Here is a 20,937-nt window from a genome sequence, read left to right as displayed (position 1 = left end):
GAGCGTGACTGCGTCATGCGGTTATCATATGGCAACAGGCCCCTTCTCGTGTAGACACATCCGAACGGAGCAGGTGCTTGCGACGCTCGTGGCGACGCTTCTCGTCGTCTCGTCGGTTGCGGCGGGGACAGCTGGCGCGCTCGACTCGCCGACGTCGCCGGCTGGTACCGCGTCGCTCTCCGAGCCCGCCACAGTCGGCGACTCGGCGGCCATCGACGACCCACCCTCCTCGGGCGACTGGCCGACCGCCGGCCACGACGCGAACCGATCCGGGGCGACCGACGTCGTCGGCCCGAAGACGGCGGTCGACGCCCGCTGGATTCACGAGTACGACGACCACGACCAGAACCCCGCAGTCGTCGCCGACGGCCGCGTGTTCGTGCCGGGCGACAGCAGCCTCCGCGCGCTCGACAACGAAACCGGCACCGAGCTCTGGAACGTCACCGGCGTCAGAGCCGACAGGGTATCGGTCTCGGACGACCTCGTCGTCGCCACCAGCCCGTACTGGGACGAGCTGTACGTGTTCCACGCTGCGAACGGTACCGAGCTCTGGAACAACACCGACTTCGACGTGCAGTCGTCAGTCGTCGCCGACGGCACGCTCTACGCCGAGCAAGCCACGTACGGCAGCGGGGTGCGCCTCCACGCGTTCGACCTCCGGACCGGCAGCGAGGATTGGTGGCGGAGCTACGCCGGCGCGTCCACGGGCGGCCTCGCTGCACACGGCGACACCGTCTACGCGACGGCGCGCGTCGACGACGGCTTCGCCCGCGAGCACTCCGTCTACGCGCTGAACGCGTCGGATGGCTCCGAGCGCTGGCGGTTCGAGGTCGAGGGCGTCGTCTCGATGACGCCGACGCTCGTGAACGGCACGGTCTACGTCGGCGGCGGCACCGAGACCCACGACCCGAAGCTGTACGCTCTCGACGCCACCGACGGCCACGTCGAGTGGATCCACGACCTGAACGATCGGCCGACTGCGGCCGCGGCGTCCGGGGGTTCCGTCTACGTCTCCTCGGGCCACACTGTCCGCGCGCTCGACGCCACGACCGGCGAGCAGCGGTGGCTCCACCGGCTCTCCGGCAGCCTCGACTACGGCCTGAGCCACGGCCGGATGGTCGCGCTCGCACCCGCCGTCGCGGACGGCGTCGTCTACGCCGGCACGCGCCGTGGGGACGTGCTCGCCGTCGACGGGACGACCGGCGACCTCGCGTGGCGCTACCACGCCGGGACCGAGGTGCCGTTCCGGCCCGTCGTCGCCGACGGCCGGCTGCTCGTCGCTAGTCTGAACGACAGTTCGTACACCCACACCCTGTACGCGCTCGACGGCGGCGAGACCGCCACCGAACGCGTGCTGTTCGACTACTACGACCTGGGCGCGTACCCGACCGACGCGGCCGTCGGTCAGCAGGTGACGGTCAACGCCACCGTCGAGAACCTCGCCGACTCGGCCTGCTCCTACGAGGCCGAGTTCACCGTCGACGGCGTCGTGAAGCAGACGACGTCCGCTGAGGTCGGCACCGGCTTCTACGACACCGAGACCGTCGAGTTCACGTGGACACCGGACGCGGTCGGAACCTACGACGTCTCCATCGAGGGCCTGCCGCCGGTCGAGGTGACCGTGACCGAAGCCTCCGCGGACCCGGTCCTCTCGCAGACGACTCTCGACTTCGGGGACGTGGACACCGGCGACCACCTCGACCGCCTCGTGCAGGTGAAAAACGAGGGAACCGAGACCCTCTACCTCGACGGCGCGCAGCTCTCCGGGACGCACCCGGGCGACTACTCCATCCTGAGCGTTTCGCAGACGAACGTCAACCCCGGCGACAGCGCGACGATCTGGCTGCGGTTCGCGCCGACCGCGTCCGGGACGCGGACGGCAACGCTCGAGGTCGACACGCTGTTCTCGGGGGCACTGACGGGGACGCTCACCGGTACGGGCGTCGCCCCGGCACCGAACGCCTCCGTCACACCCACGAGCTACGACTTCGGCGACGTCCCCGTCGGGCAGACCGCGACGACGAACGTCACCCTCACCAACGACGGCGCAGGACCGCTGAGCTACGACGGCGTGACGAACTCGGGTCACTCGGCGTTCGAGGTCACCGCCGGGAACGAGTCGCGGGTTCTGGCCGTCGGCGACTCCCACGAGTTCACGGTCTCGTTCGCGCCGGAGACCGAGAGTTCGCTCGGCACGAACCTGAACGTGCTCACCGACGACCCCGAGGCGCCGTCGGTCGGCGTCTCCGTGTCGGGAACGGGCGTGCCCACCCCGAGCGTCACCGTGACGCCGTCCTCGCTCGACTTCGGGAACGTGTCGGTGGGGTCGGCCGCCACGGCCAACGTCACCATCGGGAACGACGGCGATGCTCCGCTCGCTGTCCACGGCGCGTCGTTCGAGACGTCGTTCCTGACGTTCAGCGTCGTCTCCGGCGGTGGTTCGACGGTCGTCGCGCCCGGTGAGACGCACAACGTCACGGTCCGGTTCGCTCCGCTCAGGCAGGGGCCCGCCGCCACGTCGCTGCCGATTTCGACCAACGACACGTACGTCTCCGTCTCGATCCGGGGCAACGGGGCCGAGCAGAACCGTGCACCGGTCACGGCGACCGACTACTACGTCGTCTACGAGGGCGAGTGGCTGAACGTGAGCGCGCCGGGCGTGCTAGCGAACGACCTCGACCCGGACGACGACACCATCGACGCACCCAGCTACGTCCAGCCGGGCAACGGCACGCTCGCGTCGTTCCGCGCCAGTGGCGGCTTCAACTACACGGCCGACCCGGGCTTCACGGGGACGGACTCGTTCACGTACCGGGCCGAGGACGAGGCGGCCGGCTCCTCGACCCTGGGTCGGGTCGTCATCGAGGTGCTGCCGGACTCGAACCGCGGGCCGGACGCGACCGACGACCACTACTCGGTGCACGCGGGCGAGTGGCTGAACGTGAGCGCGCCGGGCGTGCTGGTGAACGACCGCGACCCGGACGGGGACGACCTCGACACGAAGTATCACAGCGACCCGGAGAACGGCGACCTCCACCGGTTCTCGGTGACGGGCGGCTTCGAGTACCGGGCCGACTCGTGGCAGACCGGCACCGAGACGTTCGGCTACTGGATGGAGGACGAGGACGGCGAGACCGCGTACGCCACCGTCACCATCGAGGTGCTCCCGCCGCAGAACCGCGAGCCGACCGCTGTCGCGGACACGTACACCGTCGCGCCGGGCGAGTGGCTGAACGTGAGCGCGCCGGGCGTACTCGCGAACGACTGGGACCAGGACGGGGACGACGTGGACACGAAGTACCACGGCAACCCGAGCCACGGCACCCTCAACCGGTTCTCGGTGAACGGGGGCTTCGAGTACCTCTCCGACGAGGGCTTCACGGGGACCGACAGCTTCGTCTACTGGGTCGAGGACGAGGACGGCGAGACCAGCTACACGACCGTCACCGTCGTCGTCCAGGAGAACTGGCAGCCGACGCCCCTCGACGACCACTACGCCGTCCTCGAGGGCGAGTGGCTGAACGTCTCTGCGCCGGGCGTGCTCGCCAACGACTACGATCTCGACGGCGACGGCGTCGACACGAAGTACCACGGTGACCCGGACGACGGCACCCTCCACCGGTTCTACGGGCCGGGCGGCTTCGAGTACCTCTCCGACGAGGGCTTCACGGGGACTGACTCGTTCACGTACTGGGTCGAGGACGAGCGTGGTGCGGAGGCCGGCATCGGGACCGTCACCGTCGAGGTGGTCGACCCGAACGCGACGAACCCCGTCGCAGTCGACGACCACTACACCGTCTACGAGGGCGAGTGGCTGAACGTGAGCGCGCCGGGCGTACTCGCGAACGACGTCGACCCGCGAAACCACTCGATAACCACGAAGTACCACGGGAACCCGGGCCACGGTGACCTCCAGACGTTCTCCGTGACCGGCGGCTTCGAGTACCGCCCCGACGAGGGGTTCACCGGGGCCGACACGTTCACCTACGTGATCGACGATGCGAACGGGAACGAGTCCCTGACGGCCGCCACCGTCACTGTCGAGGTGCTCCCGGACCCGGACACCACCGGGAACCGCGCGCCGACCGCTGTCGCGGACACGTACACCGTCACGGAGGGCGAGTGGCTGAACGTCTCTGCGCCGGGCGTGCTCGCCAACGACTACGACCCGGATGGCGACGACGTGGACACGAAGTACCACGGTAACCCGGACGACGGGACCCTCCACCGGTTCTCGGTGAACGGGGGCTTCGAGTACACGCCGGACCTGGGCTTCACGGGGACGGATTCGTTCACGTACTGGGTCGAGGACGAACACGGCGAGCAGACCGCCGGCGGGGTCGTCACCATCGAGGTCGTGCCGGACCCCGACGCGACCGGGAACCGCGCGCCGACCGCTGTCGCGGACACGTACACCGTCACGGAGGGCGAGTGGCTGAACGTGAGCGCGCCGGGCGTGCTGGTGAACGACCGCGACCCGGACGGCGACGGCGTGGACACGAAGTACCACGGCAACCCGAGCCACGGCACCCTCAACCGGTTCTCCGTGACTGGCGGGTTCGAGTACCGCCCCGACCCGGGCTTCACGGGGACCGACAGCTTCGCCTACTGGGTCGAGGACGAACACGGTGCGACGGCCGCTGGCGGGGTCGTCACCGTCACGGTGCTCCCGGACCCGAACCGCGCGCCCGAACCCGTCCCGGACGACTACGTCGTCCTCCAGGGCGAGACGCTAGACGTGAGCGCGCCGGGCGTGCTCGCGAACGACTACGACCTCGACGGCGACGGCGTGGTCACGAAGTACCACGGGAATCCGAGCCACGGCGACCTCAATCGGTTCTCCGTGACTGGCGGGTTCGAGTACACGCCGGACCCGGACTTCGTCGGCGTCGACAGCTTCACGTACTGGGTCGAGGACGAACACGGCGAGCAGGCCGCCGGCGGGACGGTGACCATCACCGTCGTCGACGCGTCCACCACCGGTACCGCCGACGTCGCCATCGCCAGAGACGAGGTCGACTTCGGCACCGTCCCGGCCGGCACGACTGCCCGGGAGACGCTCACCGTCGCCAACGTCGGTGACCTGAACCTCACGGTCTCCGGCGCGACGCTCTCCGGGCCGAACGCGACCGACTTCGCTGTCGTCGGTGGGAACGCGACCGACGTCCTCGGCTACGGCGGCACCAACGCGTTCGTCGTCGAGTACGCACCGACGGGACTCGGCGCGTCAGAGGCGACGCTGACGGTCCACAGCGACAGCCCGGGCGAGGAGGCCGTGAACGTCACGCTCGCCGGGACGAGCTACGACGGTGCCGACCCGACCATCCACGCGGTGAACGTGACCGGCTCGTACGCGGACGACTCGAACCCGAACGGCTCCGTCGTCTACGAGAACGAGACGGTCGCGTTCGAGGTCGACGCCACCGACGCGCACGGGACGGTCCAGGACGTCCGGGTCACCCTGAACGCCCGGACGGCGGGCGACACCGCCTCGGCGTTCGCGAGCGAGAACGGGACCACTGGCAACTGGACGACCACCGTGGACGTCTCCGCCCTCGCCGAGGACGAGTACGACGTGACCGTGCTGGCGTCCGACAGCCGGGGTAACTGGCGAACCGTCACGGTGAACGACAGCGTCGTGGTCGACCGGACGCCGCCACCGCTCGCGGCGTCCGTCACCCGGCTCGATGCGAGCAACGCGAACGTCACGGTCAGGTCGAGCGAACCCCTCCTGAACGGAACGCTCTCGGTCGACGTCGAGCGGCCCGACGGCAACGTCGTGACGGTCACGATGACCGACGAGGGCGACCACTGGAACGGGACCTTCGCCACCCCCGCGGACGGCCAGTACGGGCTCTCGGTGACCGCACTCGACCTCGCCGGGAACCGCGGCAGCGACACCGCGACCACCCGGCTCACCACCGCGAACACGACGAACAACACCATCACGGTCCAGATGGAGCCCTCCGGGCTGTTCGTCCGCTTCAACACGAACCGCTCCGTCAACGACACGTTCGTCACCATGACGGAGAGCAAGGTACCGGTCGCGCCGCTCGTCCGCGGGCAGGCCGGCCTGCAGTTCCTCGACGCTGCACTCGACAAGCGACTCACCGGGAACCTCAGCTACGCCGTCATCGGCATCCCCGTCGATCCGTCGCTGCTCCCGCAGGGCGCCGACGGAGACGACGTACGATTCCGGTACTTCAACGAGACGAGAGGTCAGTGGACGCGGGTCCCGACGACCATCGAGAACGTCACGCTGAACGGCACGACCGGCCGGTACTGGGTCGCCACCGTCACGCACTTCTCGACGTACGGCGCGGTCGTCACCGACACCACCCCGCCCACCATCACCTCGTCGACCCCCGTCGACGGCCACGAGTTCGCCGCCGGCACCACGGCAACGACGCTCCGGGTCGACTTCGCGGACGCGCCTGCCGGCGTGGACGCCGACCGGACCGCCGTCCTCTTCGACGGCACCGACGTCACCACCGACGGCGCGACCACGATCACGAGCAGCTCGGTCGAGTACGCCGCCACCGGGCTCGCCGACGGCTCCAGCCACCAGCTCGAGGTGACCGTCGTGGACGAACTCGGGAACAGCGTCACAGAGGTCGTCTCGTTCACCGTCGCAGCACCGGCGAACAGCGGCGGCAGCCCGTCGTCAGGCGGTCCGGCGGGTGGCTCCGACGGCGACTCACCATCGACAGGCTCAGGCGGCAGCGGACCTGCGGCACCCGCACCCGCCGTGACGGTCACGTCGCTCGGCGACGCCGGCTTCGACGCCACCGTCACCGACGCCCGCGCCGACCAGCCCGCGACCATCGGGTTCCCCGCTGGCGAACTCGGCGCAGCCGGCGTCTCCCTCGACTCGCTCGCGGTCACGCCCACCACCGACGGCGACGTCGCACTCAGCGTGTCCGCGTCCGACTCACCGCCCGCGGGCGGCGCGACGTTCGCCGTCGCCGGCCAGCGTTCAGTCGCGTACATCGACGTCGCCCACCCGTCCGTGCCCGACGACCGCATCACGGGAGCCACCTTCCGCTTCACCGTCGCGCGCGACTCGCTCGCCGACCGCGGCGTCCAGCCCGACGACGTGACGCTCTACCGCCACCACGACGGGGCGTGGGGCGCTATCGACACGCGCGTCGTGGACGAGACCGCCGACAGCGTCGTCTACGAGGCGACCGCACCGGGTCTCTCCGTGTTCGTCGTCGCGACCCGCGCCGCTCCGACGACCCAGGGCACGACCACCGTGGGACCGACGACCACCGCTGGAACGACCACCACCGCACAGTCGCCCGGTACGACGACAGCGGCGACGACCGAACCCTCGGCGGACGTCGGCGCCGGTCAGGACGCCGTCGCACTCGCCGTGCTCGCGCTCCTCGCGCTCGCGGCCGCCGCCGTCTACCTCGGCTGTCGCGACTGAGCCGCCCCGCCAACGCTTTCCCCCTCCCGTTCCGACAGTCAGCTATGCGAATCGAGTACGACCGGGACACCTGCATCGGAATGTTCCAGTGCGTCGCGGAGTGGGAGGAGGGCTTCGAGAAGGACATGGACGCTGGGAAAGCGGTTCTCGTCGATGGTGAGGAGACCGAGGAGGACGTCTTCTCGCGGGAGGTGCCCGAGGACGCGGAACTGGACGCGAAGTTCGCGGCGCGGGCGTGCCCCGTCGACGCCATCACGGTGTACGACGACGACGGCGAACAGCTCATCCCCTGACCGCGTCACGTTTTTCGAGCGAGAGTCCGTAGCCCGGCGTGCATGGACCGAAACGTCGGCGGCTTCGACCGCACCGCTCGCCTCGTGGTCGGCGTCGTGCTCGTGCTCGCGAGCGCCGCGGCGTTCGCCGGCGTCTGGGCCGGCGTCGTCGTCGGACTGACGCTGTTCCTCGCGGGAGCCATCCTCGTCCTGACGGGGACGACCCGGAAGTGCCCGGTGAACCGCGTCGCGGGCATCGACACCGCCCGGTAGCGCCGTCGAGACGCCGAGTTGCCCCGAACCTTCTTACTGTAGCCTACCGTATTCATTGGTAGCATGTGTCATCCCTGGGAGGAAGTACCGGTCTGGGCGGAGACCGACGACGAGGAGGCCGAGGCCGACGAGACGGCCGAACTCCAGCGGGAAGTATCGCCGTCGTAGTCGCTCGAACGCCGCCGCTGCCCTGATTACTCGCAGAGAGCGACCACCTCGCCGTCCTCCACGGCGGTCGTGCCCGAGACGTGGACCTCGTCGCCCGTGCGGACCGCTCGCGAGTAGCCGACGCGATCCTCCCAGTCAGTGCCGGAGCTGACGCGTTGTCGCATACTCGCGTGTCGTCGACCGGGAAGAAAAACCTGCACTCGCGGTTCACTCCGTTCACCGCTCGCTCGTTCCGTCGTCCTCGCTCCGCTCGGACGACGCGCGCTACGAGATCTTGTCGTACTGCTCGGAGAGCTTCTCGGCGGCCTCGCCGAGCTGGTCGCGCTCGTACTCCGTGAGGTCCCACTCGACGACCTCCTCGACGCCGTTGCTCCCGAGTTTCACGGGGACGCCGAGACCGACGTCGTCGAGGCCGAACTCGCCGTCGAGGACGACCGAGCCGGGGAGCACCTCGCCGGTGTCCCGGAGGATGGCCTCGACCATGTGGGCGACGCCCGTCGCGGGACCCCACTGGGTCGCGCCCTTCTTCTCGATGACGTTCATCGCGGACGTCTTCAGTTCGCCGAGGATCTCGTCCTTCTCGTCGTCGCCGAAGTCGGGGTCCGTGCCGTTCACGCGGACCTTCGAGAACACCGGGACCTGGGCGTCGCCGTGCTCGCCGAGGATGGTCGCCTCGACGTTCTGGACGGGCGCGTCGAAGCGCTGGCCGAGCACGTAGCGGAACCGCGCGGAGTCGAGGCGGCCGCCGAAGCCGACGACCTTGTTGCGGTCGCGGTCGCCCGTCTCGTAGAGGTGGCGGTTGAGCAGGTCGACGGGGTTCGATGTCGTGACGGTGACGAAGTCGTCGTTGTGCTCGGCAATCGAGGAGCCGATGTCCTCCATGATCGGCGCGTTGTCGCCCGCGAGGTCGATGCGGGTCTGGCCGGGCTGGCGCGGGATGCCCGCCGTGATGACGACGACGTCCGAGCCCGCGGTGTCCTCGTAGTCACCCTGGTACACCTCGGTGTTCGAGTCGTAGGCGACGCCGTGGTTCGCGTCCGCGGCCTGCCCGACGGTCTCGTCTTCCTTGTCGGGGATGTCCACGAACACGAGCTCGTCGGCGACGTTGCGGAGCGCGAGATTGTAGCCTGCGGCGGCGCCGACGGTGCCGGCGGCCCCCACGATGCTGACTTTCGTCATATCACGTAAACTGCCACCGGGCAGGCCGTTAAGCGCTTCGGTAACGCCAATGGACGGCCCGTACGCGGCCGCTCTGCGTGCCGACAGGCGCCGAACGGCGATTCGACGCACGACGAACACGTCTTCCCGCAGGCTTTTCGCCGCCGCGCCCCATTCCTCGCCCATGAGCGACACGGACGGCGGCTTCGACGAGGAGGCCGTGCGGGAGGAACTCCGCGAGAAGTACGAGGACGAACGCGAGGACCGGGAGGCGACCGCCCGGATGAGCGAACTCCTCCTGCAGGGCGCGACGATGACCAGCGAGCACTGCGACCGCTGTGGCTCGCCCATCTTCCGCTACGACGGCGAGTCGTTCTGCCCGAACTGCCAGCACGAGGCCGAACAGGCCCAGGCTCGGGAGGCGGCTGACAGTCCCAAGCAGAACGCGCGCACGGAGCAGCCAGCCGACACCCAGACCGCAGACGCGGGAACCGCCGACGAGACGGCCACGGAGTCCCAGCCGGACCCGCCGGCCGCGGCCCAGACCGGCGGCCGGCGCGCCCCGCCGTCGAAGTCCGGCGGCCCGCACGCACCCGGATCCCGCGACCAGCAGCGCTCGCGGGACGCCGTCGCCGAGCGGACGCAGGCGCCCCAGTCCCTCCCCGAACGCTCCGGCGGAGCGGCGCCGTCCGGCGAGGCCGCCGACGCGCTCGAATCGTCTATCGCGGCGCTCGCACGCCGCGCCGCGGCCGCCGACGACCCGCGCACCGCACGCGAGTACCTGGAGGCCGCCCGGGAGGCCGCCGAAGCGCTCGCCGCGCTCCGGTAGCCGGGCAGAACTGATTTGCCGGGGGCGGTCCACGTTCGCACATGGACATCCTCGTCCCCGTCGACGGGTCGGACTGTAGCTTCCGCGCCCTGGAGTTCGCCGCGGACATGGCGCGCCGCTACGAGGCGGACCTCCACGTCGTCCACTTCTCGGACGCCGAGACGGACGCGACGGACGAAATCGTGAACCGCGCGCAGAACGTCCTCGACGCCCAGGGCGTCGACGCCGTCCCCGAGGTCACCACGGACGTCGACCTCGAGTTCCGGCCGGGGGACAAGGTCGGCGACGACATCCTCGAACTCGTCACGGACTACGGCTACGACCACGTCGTCATGGGCCACCACGGCTCCGGCACCATCGAACGCGCCATCCTCGGGAGCGCTGCGGAGACGGTGCTGCGCTCCGAGCGCGTCCCCATCACCGTGATCCCCTAGTCGGGCCGGTAGTCGCTCGCCACCACTTCGCGGATGCGTTCGGCGGTCACCTGCCCGACGCCCGCCGCGTCCAGCAGGTCGTCCTCGCCGGCGGTCATCACGGCCTCCACGCTCCCGAACTCGTCGAGCAGCGAGCGCGCCGTGACCGGACCGATGTCCGCGATGGCGGAGACGACGTACTCCTGATGCTCGCCGAGCGTCTTCGCGGCCTTCTCGCCGTGCGCGCTCACCTCCCGGTCGTTGTCGACCTGCTCGCGCTCCGCGATGGTCCGAATCATCTCCGTGGTGTCGTCCTCGCCGCGCGTGTGGACGACGCTGACGCCCCAGTCCACCGCCAGCGAGGACAGCGCCGCGCGGATGGCGTTCGGGTGGACGTTGCGCTCGGCGTAGAGGTCGCCGTCGCCCTCCAGCAGGAGCACGGGTCGCGTGTAGTGGCGCGTCAGGTCCTTGGCCTGCTCGAACAGCGAGCGGTCGCCGCCCAGCAACGTGTCCATGAAGTCCGCGTGTGACTTCCGCTCGACGGCCACGCGGTCCGAGAGCACGTAGTCGCCCACGGAGAGCGTCTCCAGACGCGTCTCGACGGTCTCGCGCTTCGAGAGGTCGCGGGCGATGTTCGAGTCGAGTTCGCGCTGGTCGACGACCACCTCGACCGTCTCGCCGTCCTCGCTCGACGCACGGGCGGTGACACCCTCCTCGGGTTCGTCGCCGCCCTCGACGTCCTCGGGGGCGGGCGCCTCGAAGTCCGCGAGACCGGCCTGCTGGTCGTCGCTCGTCTCGGTGCTCTCGCCGCCGTCGGCGGTGGCGCTCGCGTCAGCGTTCTCCGCTGCGTTCTCCGACGCGTCCGCCTGGTCGGTCTCGCTGTTCTCGTAGTCGTCGAGCGCCCGCTGGTCGTCGCCGAGGTCGCCGGCCAGTTCGTCGGCGACGCCCTTCAGCGAGCGCAGTTCGTCCTCCATCTCCTGCTCGCGGCGCCGGGAGATCCAGAAGTACGCCTCGTCGCGGGTGTCCTCGGCCATCAACACGACGACGCGTCCCTCCGTCTGGCGGCCGGTCCGGCCCTTTCGCTGGACGGAGCGGATGGCGGTCGGCACCGGTTCGAAGAACAGCACGAGGTCGACCTCTGGGACGTCCAGGCCCTCCTCGGCGACGGACGTCGAGACGAGCACCTCGAACTCGCCGCTCCGGAACTCGTCGAGTGTCTCGCGTTGCTCCGTCTGGGTCATCCCGTCGGAGCCGTCGGCGTCGCCCTGGCCGACGAACCGGCGGGTGTCGAAGTGCTGGCCGAGGAACTCGGTGAGGGCCTCGGCGGTGTCCCGCGACTCCGTGAACACGATGACGCGCTCGCCCTCCTCGATGCCCAGCGTCTCCGCGAGCAGTATTCTGGCGCGCCGGAACTTCGGGTGGAGGCCGTCGAACTCGTCGGCCTTCCGCATCGCCTCCTTCACTTTGGGTTCGCTTACGAGGCGCTGGCTCGCCTTCGACGCGCCCGACGAGCGGGCGGCGTTGCGCTGGCGCTCGAAGTACCTCCGCACGGACTCGACGCTCTGGGTCTCCACGAGTTCGACTGCCCGGCGGAGCTTCATCACCTCCGCGTGGACGCTCATCCCCTGGTAGCCCTCGCTGTCGTCGTTGTCGATGAGTTCCTGGAGGCGTGCGCGAATCTTGTTCAGGTCCTTCTGGGAGACGTCCGGGCTGGACGCCCGCGTGACGCCCAGTTCGCGTAGTTTCTCCAGGCGGTCCTCGATGACCTCGTTGACGGCGTCACGCACCTCCAGGACCTCGTCGGGGAGTTCGATGCGTTCCCACTGGACGTCCGTGTCGTAGGTGTGTTCGCCGACGTCGGCGTCGTCCTCGGTCATCACCTCGACGTTCGCGACGCCGAGGTTCTCACAGACCGTCCGGATGTCCTCCTCGTTGCCGCCCGGGGAGGCGCTCATTCCCGTGACGAGCGGGTCCGCGGCGTCGGCGTGGTAGCGCTCGGCGATGTACGTGTACGCGTAGTCGCCGGTCGCGCGGTGGCACTCGTCGAACGTGCAGTGGACGACGTCCCGCAGGCTGATGCGCCCGCCCACGAGGTCGTTCTCGACGACCTGGGGCGTCGCGACGACGACGCGAGCGCTGGTCCACTCCTCCTCGCGGTCGTCGGGTCGCGTCTCGCCCGTGAACACGACGATCTCGTCGTCGGGAATCGTCAGCGCCTCGCGGTAGAACGCGGCGTGCTGCTCGACCAGCGGCTTCGTCGGCGCGAGCAACAGCGACTTCGCCCCGATGTCGTCGGCGAGGCGGTAGGCCGTCACGAGCAGGCTCACCGTCGTCTTCCCGAGGCCCGTCGGGAGGCAGACGAGGGTGTGGTCCTGGCGCGCTGCGGCCGCGAGCTGGAGCTGGTACTGGCGGGCTTCGATGACGTCCGGCTCCAGCATCGGGTGGTCGACGTACGCGGGCTCCGGCATTCGCAACGGGGTACGGCGCTCTCGGGGTTAAGGCTTCGCGTAGCAGGGTGAAAGTAGAGTCAGGCGAGCGCCAGCACCGCCCACATCGCCGCGCCCGCGCCCAGCGGGATCGTCGCGTTGTCGTCGATGACGTAGCCCCGGACGACGGGCGTCGCGCCGTCCGCGAGCGTCGCCGCGAGCGAACCCGCCGCCGCCGCCAGGAGCGGGACGTCGAGCAGGCTCGCGATGGCCAGACAGATAGCGAACGTCGACAGCAACACCCACCCCTCCTTGACGCCGAGTTCCCCGCGCGAGAGCAGTCCGCTGGCGGGGTCGGCGAGCGCGAGCATCAAGATGGCGGGCACCGCGATGGCCGGCTCGAACAGCCACGCGGTCGCCGTCGACGACAGCACGTACAGCGCGTACCCGCCCGGGTTGTCCTGTTCGTACTCGCGGGTGAGTCGGTCGTAGATCCACCACGAGACGTAGCCCGACAGCCGCAGCGCTTCGAGGACGACGACCACCACCGACCCCGCGACCAGCAGCCAGCGGAACGCCTCCCAGGAGAGCACGCCGAGGAGGTACGCGACCGGTACGGCCGCGCCGCTCGCGTGGACTAGCCGCCGGTCGAGTTCGCTCACAGCTCGTCGAAGGTGACTTCCCCGTCGCGTAGCGCCGGCAGTAACGCCGGGAGTTCGGCCAGTTCGACGCGCGTCTGCTCGGTCGAGTCACGGTCGCGGAGCGTCACCGTGCCGTCCTCGAGGCTCTCGTAGTCGACGGTGACACAGTACGGCGTGCCGACCTCGTCCTGCCGGCGGTACCGGCGACCGATGTTGCCGGAGTCGTCGTAGGTCACCGCGACGCCGGCCTCGCGGAGGTCCGCGGCGAGGTCGCGGGCCGTCTCACCCAGGCCGTCCTTGTCCATCAGCGGGAACACGCCGACGGTTGTCGGCGCGACCTCGGCGGGCAGGCGGAGCACGCTGCGGTCCTCGCCCTCGACCTCGTCCTCGTCGTAGTTGTGCGCGAGCACCGTGTACACCGCGCGCCCGACACCGAACGCGGGTTCGACGACGTGCGGGACGATGTGGCGCCCCGACTCGGTCTGTTCCTCGACCGCGAAGCCGGTCTGCTCGGTCGGGACGGTGTACGCCTCGCCGTCGACCTCGACGGTCACCTCCTCGCCCTCGAACGCCGAGCGGTCGCGCTCGGCGAGCGCTTCGAGGGCGTCCGCGACGGCGCCGGCGTCGCCGCCGAACTGCGGGCCGAGCGCGGACATGTCGGGGTCGACGGTCGCGCGCTCGACGGTCTTCGGCTCGTCGTACTGCTGGAAGACGGTGAAGTTGTCGTCGGCGTGCTCGGCGTGCTTCGAGAGGTCGTAGTCGGTCCGGGAGGCGATCCCCTCCAGTTCCACCCAGTCGCCGCCGACCTCGCCCTCGGCGTCCCAGCAGTCCGAGGCGTAGTGGGCGAGTTCGCCGGGGAGGTGCTGGCGGAACCGGAAGCGCTCCATGTCCACGCCGACGCGGTCGAACCACTGCTTCGACCGCGCGAGGAAGTACGCCACCCACTCGCCCTGCACGACGCCCTCGTCGAGAGCCTCCTGTGGCGTGAGGTCCAGGTACTCCTCGCCCTCGGCCTGCTGGGCCGCCACGGGGTACAGCGGCAACTCGACGTCCGCGACCCGCGAGAGGTCCGGCCCCTCGCCCTCGGGGTCGACGAAGAACTCCAGTTCCGCCATCGTGAACTCGCGGGCGCGCAGCAGTGCGTTCCGCGGGCTGATCTCGTTGCGGTAGCCCGTGCCGACCTGCGCGACGCCGAACGGCAACTGGTTGCGGGCGTACTCCTTGAGGCGCGGGAACTCCGTGAACATCCCCTGTGCCGTCTCCGGGCGGAGGTAGCCGGGCTGGCCCGACCCCGGCCCGATGGACGTCTCGAACATCAGGTTGAACCCCTCGACGGGCTGGCCGACCAGCGACGCCCCGCAGTCCGGACAGACGAGGTCGTGCTCGGCGATGAGCGCCTCGACTTCCTCGGTCGGCACGGACTCGGCGTCCTCGACGTCGGTGTTGTCCTCGACGACGTGGTCGGCGCGGTGGCTCACACCGCACTCCGGACACTCGACGAGCATGTCGTCGAAGTCGTCGAGGTGGCCCGACGCCTCGAAGACCGCTTCCGGGGTCACCGTCGGGGCGTCGATCTCCATGTTCCCCTCGCGGGTGACGAAGCGGTCGCGCCACGTCTCCTCGACGTTGCGCTTCAGCGCAGCGCCCTCCGGACCGTACGTGTAGAACCCGGAGACGCCGCCGTACGCCTCGTTCGCCTGGAAGAAGAACCCGCGACGGCGCGCGAGTTCGTCTAGCTCACTCATCGGCCAGCCCCGAGAGGAGGTCGACGTCGCGCACCATGCCGACGAGTTCGTCGCCGGACATCAGTGGCACCTGCTCGACGTCGTTGGTCAGCATCGTCTGTGCCACCTCGCGGGCCGTGCGGCGCTTCGACACCGTCAGCACGTCGGTCGTCATGAACGACTCGACGGGTTCGGCGGGGATCTCGACGTTCCGCGTCGGCAGGTAGCGACTCCCGGTCGCCTTGATCGACTCCCACTTCCAGTTCTCGTCGTCGTCCGCGATGGAGTCGCCGGTGTTCGCCTCGCCCTCGACGACCCGGGCCACCTCGATGATGTCCACCTCCGTGACGATGCCGACCATCTCGCCGGTGTCGCCCAACACGACCGAGTACGGAACGTTCGCGTACGAGATCTCGCGCTCGGTCACCGTCAGCGGCGTACCCGCGTACGTCGTGTTCACGTCCCGGCGCGCGAGGCCACCGACCTCGGTGTCGCCGTCCTCCTCGCCGTCCGCGATGGCGCGCACGACGTCGGTCACCGTCACGATCCCCTCCAACCGGCCGTCCTCGACGACGGGGACGCGGCGCGCGTCCTCCCGGAGCATCAGCGCCGCGACCTCGCGAACGCTGGTGTCCGTCGTCGTGGTCGGGGCGTCCCGCATCAGCATCGCGAGCTGGTCCTCCTCGGGGCGTTCGATGAGGTCGTCCCGGGAGATGAGTCCGCGGTACTGTTCACCGTCGTCGGCCGGCTTCACGACAGGCACTGAGGAGAAGGCGCGCTCCTGGAGATACTCGAGAATGTCGTCCCGCGTCCCCGGCAGTTCGACCGTCACTACGTCTGCGCGGGGCGTCATCGCGTCAGCGACGTTCATGTAGCCGACATTCTCTCCCCACGCATTTGTAGGCTACGACACCGCGTTACCGCTACACACGGCTATTCCTCCAGCAATTATGTTTATCAGCGGTGAACTTGTTCCCGCACTCCAAAAGCTGGCCAGGACTGGATCTCTCCCTAACTGACTTATGCGCCTGTAATTCTGACGGCTAGAACGACCTGTTGCTGTCGGTCTGAGAGGGTTCAGTGTGGCTAAATGAAGGTCGTGTTGTAAGCGTCTAGTATGGAAATGCGGAAACGCCGCCAACTATGCGTTGTCTGATGCCCTCCAAGACATTAAATGTGAACGCATTGTGGCGACGGCCCCCCTTCTATTGCTGTAAGCCAACTAGTGGGCTGTCAGGTCGGAGGCGGGTAGCAGCAATGGCTATGTTATATTGTTTAATAAGTTTTGGATGGTAAAAAGACTGCACACTTCGTAACTCTATTTGTTGCTAGCCCTCAACAGTCTTTGTTGGAATCGGGTACTGGGTCAGGGAGGAAGGATTCTGGGTTGTTGTGTTTCACGACGCCTAGATGTCTCCCTCCCGGGCATGTCAACAGAGAATATATATGTTGACTGTCGGTTGGCCGCGAGGTTATGGCGTCCACCTGCGCGTTGTTGACTATCGTAGGCAGTAGAATGCCTTGATCCACGCCGGGATTAAGAAGGAGAATAAGTTCGAATAGCCAGCCTGCGCAGACGTCTATGTATCTACAGTCGGAAACCACACCTTCCGTCTTTACTGCTTGGGCCACTGCAGTCTCCTGATTAAGAGATATCTTGTGGACAATCCAGATCTGTGTTGCATTGTCTCGAATGATCACCTCGTTATGCGGGGTAGTGGCGACTGTCTTCCACCCATCCTGCTGCATCCCTCTTTCAAGAGCCGCCACCGTATCACACAACTCCCTTAACGCGCCTTTAGGCGCTCCATCACAGATAGTTGACTCACCCTCGTTGGAAGGCCACGACGATGGGTGTTGCATATCTCTGGCAATGATTGCGGGCCGGTTTAATCATTCGCCCGTTGCAACGCAGCATGATTAGTGCCGGGGTGTGTTCACCACCGCACTGCTGTGGGCTGTGGCGGCTCTTCTGGATCGAAGAGTTCCGACAGTGTATTGGCGCTCACTGCCAACAATTGATTGGCTAGTCCCCCGCTGTAGCCATCTGAGCGCACGCCGATTGCGCTATCATTCACGTGCTTTGTAGTTAGACACCCACCGTCTCCTCTGTAAGATATTCTATAGACGTCAGCAGCGACAAAGTGAAGGGATGATAGGGGGAAGCGGCTAGGAGAAGACTCTCTGACCTAGTTCGGCTGGGCTACGTGTGTACTCATCGATTCGCCCAGCGCTGTAGTATTCATATCCCCAACACCTGTACCGTGAATCTTCAGTACTAACAATAGCCCCACACTATGAATACGCCGGAATCTCACCGGCACAGATGTAATGGGAGGTAGCTCTCTTTTAAGTATTGACTCACGTGGATCAATGTTCGTTGGTCGCAATCTTTGACAGCCAAGAAATGCTTTGCCTAGTCACCTATATGTGTTCGCGCACGCCAACGTTGAGCCCCTGGCTGCAGGTTATCGATATCTCCTGATCTTCCTCATAAAGTCTGGCTACCCGAATCTTACCTACTGGACACGGCCGGCGTATACGGCCAGGACGCTCGCTGCTCTGCTTGCCAGACAGTGGTTGCGGACCAGACTGTCCTAGAGGGCTGCATGAGGCGTTTGTCTCACCCGGGTTGGCGATTAGACGGGAACTCTCATGAGAGGGCGACGGTGTTTTGGGCGTTAGTAGTCGTATATCTCCATGGATTCGCATCACAGTAGGCGTTTCACTCCTCTTTCGGGTACTGTAAGTTATCCATCCCATAGTTTAGGGGCTGCTCCGTGTCTACCGCTATATGCCAACTCGACGTCAGTACCTCTCGCTCACTGGGACAGCCATCATTTCCGGTCTTGCGGGATGTGCCAGTACTGGGACATCCCGGGGACCGGCTACCACTACTAACGAGGACGCTACCGGACCCACAACCATGTCCACCGAGACGGTGGCCACGACAACGGAGCATTCGACGACGACCGCATCGGCTCCGAGGGCCGCTACCGTTTCTACTGGGGACACTGTCGGGAATGATAAACTACAATTCGTCCTTGAGGAGTTCCAGCGTGACGTTGACCTTGAGGGGTTCTCGGAACCAGACTCTGGACAGGAGTTCGCTCTCGCCTCCATCATGCTGCAAAACATGTCGACTGAGGATCCGATCAGTGGCCCCCACTTCTTGACGCGACTTCGGGATGATGAGTACTACACGTACGAACCGCTAATCGCCGACAATAACGATTCCTACTTCTCTGAAGACCAACTTGGGCCGGGGTCGGTCGTACGCGCTTCTATCCCCTTCGAACTCCCGGTAACCGCTAGTGGCCTCAAACTCTTATTCGACGTTGATGAGGCGTTGTTCGGAGGCGTCACGCTCATCATTGTTGACCTGTAGTCCGAGACCAATCGCCTCATTTCCCGCGAGTACCTCCCTCCAGTAGTGTCACTGTAGCCAACACCAATGTCAACCACGGGCTTTGCGAGTCAAGCAAGGAGCGGTTCCGGGGTAGTCCACGGGCACCATTGATTGCACGGGGGACATAACCGTCTTCATCACCTACATCTCCATTAGCGCCCTCTTTGTCACCCCCTCAATATTAGCCAGATTTGAATGCTGAGCAGAATTGGACGACTGATTCGGTCATTACCAACCACAATACACTTCCACTCAGTCACCAACTATTCCATCCAACTCATCTCAGCCATCATGCTGGGAATCTGTTAGCCTATAGCACGAAATACGCCTGGATGCCTTCATAATCGCCCTACCATCCGCAAGAGTACGCTTCGAGGGGGTTCATGGGGGTGATCTAGGATGGTTGGCGAATTAGGACGTTCGGAGGATAGGGTTTAGATGATCTGTGGGGCTTGAGAGCTGTACGGTGGGTTTCCGTGTATGAGTGGAGTGGGTTGGTGGCTGTACTCGTCCCCCTGAGGGGTATTGGTGGGTTCTATCCGGTGGCACATGTCTTCAGCAGTAATCGTTCTGGAGACTGTGGGTACTGAGCCTCATTGTCCCACTACTCTTTCTGCGTGGGTGGTGTGAGACGTAAAGTCAACTTTGATTCGCCATTTGGGTGTGGCTCGCTATCTTTCCTTGATTTGTACTTTTGTTCTGACGCTCTTCGGTGCTTCAGCTCGCCATAATAGGCTTCCGTCTAGTGATTCCAATTCACGCGACTGGGGATGGGGGCAATCGATACTAGCCTGTGCGGTGTCTATAACTGCTTCTGGGTTGTTCCGCCGGCAGTCCTTTTAGTCCGTGGGGGTGTTCGTACCTAGTAGCGTGTTGATTCCTTGGTTAATTGTGTGTTTGCGGGGCTTCAGGGTGATTATGAGGATTCAATGCTTGAGTAACGCTATTGACCAGTGGGTTATGTTGGCTATATGGTGGTTTATGTTGTGGAGTCGGTGGTGGACGGGTGAGAATCAAAGCGGCAGCGAAGTGAACCGACCTCATTCATCGCTGGGATGACGGGGAAGCCCCTCCAAAACTTATTCACTTAAGAATAGAAGTCGCATTCGTATTCCCGTTGTCCTAAGCACTCCAATTTGATATGTATTCATTCCGCCAACCGACGTTGTAACTTCGGGCACAGGCGCGGCGAATCGATATTCGACAGCCGGGTGTCAACGAGGAGATGTGGGGACTGTATCGCCACTGAACGCGTGCACCCCTATGATTTTCATGTACGCCCCACGACACCGACGGAATAGCGATTGAATCGCTCAACCTCACAGACGACCACGAGCATTCTGGAGCACAAGCAACCCCAGCCCTTGCGGAAGCAATACGGATCGAAAAAACTACTAGAGCCAACGGCGGCGAGTCGCGAAGTGTCATGCCGACCTTACAACGCCCGAGAGTATGATTTAGTGGCGGTAGAAAACCTGAACGCTAAAGAAATGCTTGAATCGCCATCCACCAGCCGTATTACCGCCTCTGCTGCGTGGCGAGCGTTCCTCTCGTCACTTGAATACGAGTGCAAGCGTGAGGGGCGCAGCTTTGCCGTTCTGGACTCCCGAGGAGCGATCAGGGAGCGCGTGCCGTGCGGAATCTTGACGGAGAAGCCGTTCTGGGTCCATGAACACTCCTATCACGCTTGTGGATTTGAAGCGGACAGGGACGTGATCGCAACTTGGAACATCCTTTGCCGCGGTCTTCAAGATGAAAGAGGGGGGTAGTCCGAAATAACGCCTGTGGAGACTACGATTCCTGTGGATACGTCCGCATCTGCATAGCCCGTCGTTGAAGCAGGAAGCCCGCTCTAAAGGAGCGAACGGCATCAACCGTGGCACGTAGAGTCGTTAGTTCACGAAGTTACACCGGTACGCCATAATCCGCTACATTTTCTTGAGCAAGTTGGAGGCAAATTCTATCTAAGATCGCCTTCAAATCCCGGTATCCGTGACAAGGAAGCCATCAGCCTCGACCACGCCAAGATATACACGCAGGGAGAGTGAAATGCGAAATCTAGTTTCGCGCTGGTGATGCAGTTGCCCATCTGCGACGTCTGCGAACGAACAAAGGTTCTGGGAAGAGGGTTATGTTCTACGTAGACTAGGTACAGTACATCATGCAGGTCGCCTCGGTCCCAGCGTTCTTTG

The 20,937-nt window shown here is 65.9% G+C and carries 12 protein-coding genes and 2 pseudogenes; 7 read left to right on the top strand and 7 right to left on the bottom strand.

Annotated features, from left to right (window positions below; genetic code table 11):
• Nucleotides 1–28 precede the first annotated feature (28 nt).
• From LT965_RS06865 to LT965_RS06855, 3 genes are read left to right on the top strand one after another with little or no spacing between them, the layout of a single operon-like run.
• Entirely contained in the window at nucleotides 29–7,432 is a 7,404-nt protein-coding gene (locus LT965_RS06865; RefSeq protein ID WP_232703277.1) for a cadherin-like domain-containing protein, read from the top strand.
• Nucleotides 7,433–7,476: 44 nt separating this feature from the next.
• Nucleotides 7,477–7,725: a ferredoxin gene (locus LT965_RS06860; RefSeq protein ID WP_232703276.1), complete on the top strand. Its 249-nt coding sequence runs from the start codon at nucleotides 7,477–7,479 to the stop codon at nucleotides 7,723–7,725.
• 42 nt (nucleotides 7,726–7,767) lie between these two features.
• The gene (locus LT965_RS06855) at nucleotides 7,768–7,977 is read left to right on the top strand and encodes a YgaP family membrane protein (RefSeq protein WP_232703275.1); all 210 of its coding nucleotides are present in this window, start codon (nucleotides 7,768–7,770) and stop codon (nucleotides 7,975–7,977) included.
• 206 nt (nucleotides 7,978–8,183) lie between these two features.
• Here the strand turns inward: LT965_RS06855 and LT965_RS06850 are convergent.
• Nucleotides 8,184–8,309 (bottom strand): annotated as a pseudogene (locus tag LT965_RS06850) (RidA family protein); the annotation flags it as partial.
• Between the two features lie 100 nt (nucleotides 8,310–8,409).
• Nucleotides 8,410–9,324, bottom strand: a complete 915-nt coding sequence (mdh, locus tag LT965_RS06845) for a malate dehydrogenase (RefSeq protein ID WP_232703274.1) — start codon at nucleotides 9,322–9,324, stop codon at nucleotides 8,410–8,412.
• A gap of 163 nt (nucleotides 9,325–9,487) precedes the next feature.
• Between mdh and LT965_RS06840 the strand changes: the two genes are divergently transcribed.
• Both LT965_RS06840 and LT965_RS06835 read left to right on the top strand, forming a co-directional pair.
• Nucleotides 9,488–10,132, top strand: a complete 645-nt coding sequence (locus tag LT965_RS06840) for an Sjogren's syndrome/scleroderma autoantigen 1 family protein (protein WP_232703273.1) — start codon at nucleotides 9,488–9,490, stop codon at nucleotides 10,130–10,132.
• Nucleotides 10,133–10,173: 41 nt separating this feature from the next.
• Complete coding sequence (locus LT965_RS06835) at nucleotides 10,174–10,566, top strand: universal stress protein (protein ID WP_232703272.1); 393 nt, start codon at nucleotides 10,174–10,176, stop codon at nucleotides 10,564–10,566.
• Here the strand turns inward: LT965_RS06835 and LT965_RS06830 are convergent.
• The 5 genes from LT965_RS06830 to LT965_RS06810 all read right to left on the bottom strand — a co-directional run bounded on the left by LT965_RS06830 (nucleotide 10,563) and on the right by LT965_RS06810 (nucleotide 17,199).
• Complete coding sequence (locus LT965_RS06830; RefSeq protein ID WP_232703271.1) at nucleotides 10,563–13,013, bottom strand: DEAD/DEAH box helicase; 2,451 nt, start codon at nucleotides 13,011–13,013, stop codon at nucleotides 10,563–10,565. The genes LT965_RS06835 and LT965_RS06830 overlap by 4 nt on opposite strands.
• Nucleotides 13,014–13,072: 59 nt before the next feature.
• Nucleotides 13,073–13,633, bottom strand: coding sequence for a diacylglycerol/polyprenol kinase family protein (locus tag LT965_RS06825; protein ID WP_232703270.1), 561 nt, complete (start codon nucleotides 13,631–13,633; stop codon nucleotides 13,073–13,075).
• Nucleotides 13,630–15,357: a glycine--tRNA ligase gene (gene glyS / locus LT965_RS06820; RefSeq protein ID WP_232703269.1), complete on the bottom strand. Its 1,728-nt coding sequence runs from the start codon at nucleotides 15,355–15,357 to the stop codon at nucleotides 13,630–13,632. Before glyS ends, LT965_RS06825 begins: the two co-directional genes overlap by 4 nt.
• Nucleotides 15,350–16,207, bottom strand: coding sequence for a CBS domain-containing protein (locus tag LT965_RS06815; RefSeq protein WP_232703268.1), 858 nt, complete (start codon nucleotides 16,205–16,207; stop codon nucleotides 15,350–15,352). The genes glyS and LT965_RS06815 overlap by 8 nt, the downstream gene beginning before the upstream one ends.
• Before the next feature lie 464 nt (nucleotides 16,208–16,671).
• On the bottom strand, nucleotides 16,672–17,199 hold the full coding sequence (locus LT965_RS06810) for a DUF7529 family protein (RefSeq protein ID WP_232703267.1): 528 nt from the start codon (nucleotides 17,197–17,199) through the stop codon (nucleotides 16,672–16,674).
• 1,063 nt (nucleotides 17,200–18,262) lie between these two features.
• Here LT965_RS06810 and LT965_RS06805 point away from each other — a divergent pair.
• Nucleotides 18,263–18,724, top strand: a complete 462-nt coding sequence (locus LT965_RS06805; RefSeq protein WP_232703266.1) for a DUF4352 domain-containing protein — start codon at nucleotides 18,263–18,265, stop codon at nucleotides 18,722–18,724.
• 1,303 nt (nucleotides 18,725–20,027) lie between these two features.
• Nucleotides 20,028–20,571 (top strand): annotated as a pseudogene (locus LT965_RS16630) (zinc ribbon domain-containing protein); the annotation flags it as partial.
• Nucleotides 20,572–20,937 lie beyond the last annotated feature (366 nt).

Source organism: Halobacterium wangiae (genome assembly GCF_021249345.1).
Lineage (GTDB): Archaea > Halobacteriota > Halobacteria > Halobacteriales > Halobacteriaceae > Halobacterium > Halobacterium wangiae.
This window is presented reverse-complemented; position numbering and strand designations above follow the sequence as displayed.

Excerpts from the sequence above, each read along its gene's own strand:
- LT965_RS06865 (WP_232703277.1), top strand. The coding sequence starts at position 29 with ATGGCAACAGGCCCCTTCTCGTGTAGACACATCCGAACGGAGCAGGTG.
- LT965_RS06860 (WP_232703276.1), top strand. The coding sequence starts at position 7,477 with ATGCGAATCGAGTACGACCGGGACACCTGCATCGGAATGTTCCAGTGC.
- LT965_RS06855 (WP_232703275.1), top strand. The coding sequence starts at position 7,768 with ATGGACCGAAACGTCGGCGGCTTCGACCGCACCGCTCGCCTCGTGGTC.
- mdh (WP_232703274.1), bottom strand. The coding sequence starts at position 9,324 with ATGACGAAAGTCAGCATCGTGGGGGCCGCCGGCACCGTCGGCGCCGCC.
- LT965_RS06840 (WP_232703273.1), top strand. The coding sequence starts at position 9,488 with ATGAGCGACACGGACGGCGGCTTCGACGAGGAGGCCGTGCGGGAGGAA.
- LT965_RS06835 (WP_232703272.1), top strand. The coding sequence starts at position 10,174 with ATGGACATCCTCGTCCCCGTCGACGGGTCGGACTGTAGCTTCCGCGCC.
- LT965_RS06830 (WP_232703271.1), bottom strand. The coding sequence starts at position 13,013 with ATGCCGGAGCCCGCGTACGTCGACCACCCGATGCTGGAGCCGGACGTC.
- glyS (WP_232703269.1), bottom strand. The coding sequence starts at position 15,357 with ATGAGTGAGCTAGACGAACTCGCGCGCCGTCGCGGGTTCTTCTTCCAG.
- LT965_RS06815 (WP_232703268.1), bottom strand. The coding sequence starts at position 16,207 with ATGAACGTCGCTGACGCGATGACGCCCCGCGCAGACGTAGTGACGGTC.
- LT965_RS06810 (WP_232703267.1), bottom strand. The coding sequence starts at position 17,199 with ATGCAACACCCATCGTCGTGGCCTTCCAACGAGGGTGAGTCAACTATC.
- LT965_RS06805 (WP_232703266.1), top strand. The coding sequence starts at position 18,263 with ATGTCCACCGAGACGGTGGCCACGACAACGGAGCATTCGACGACGACC.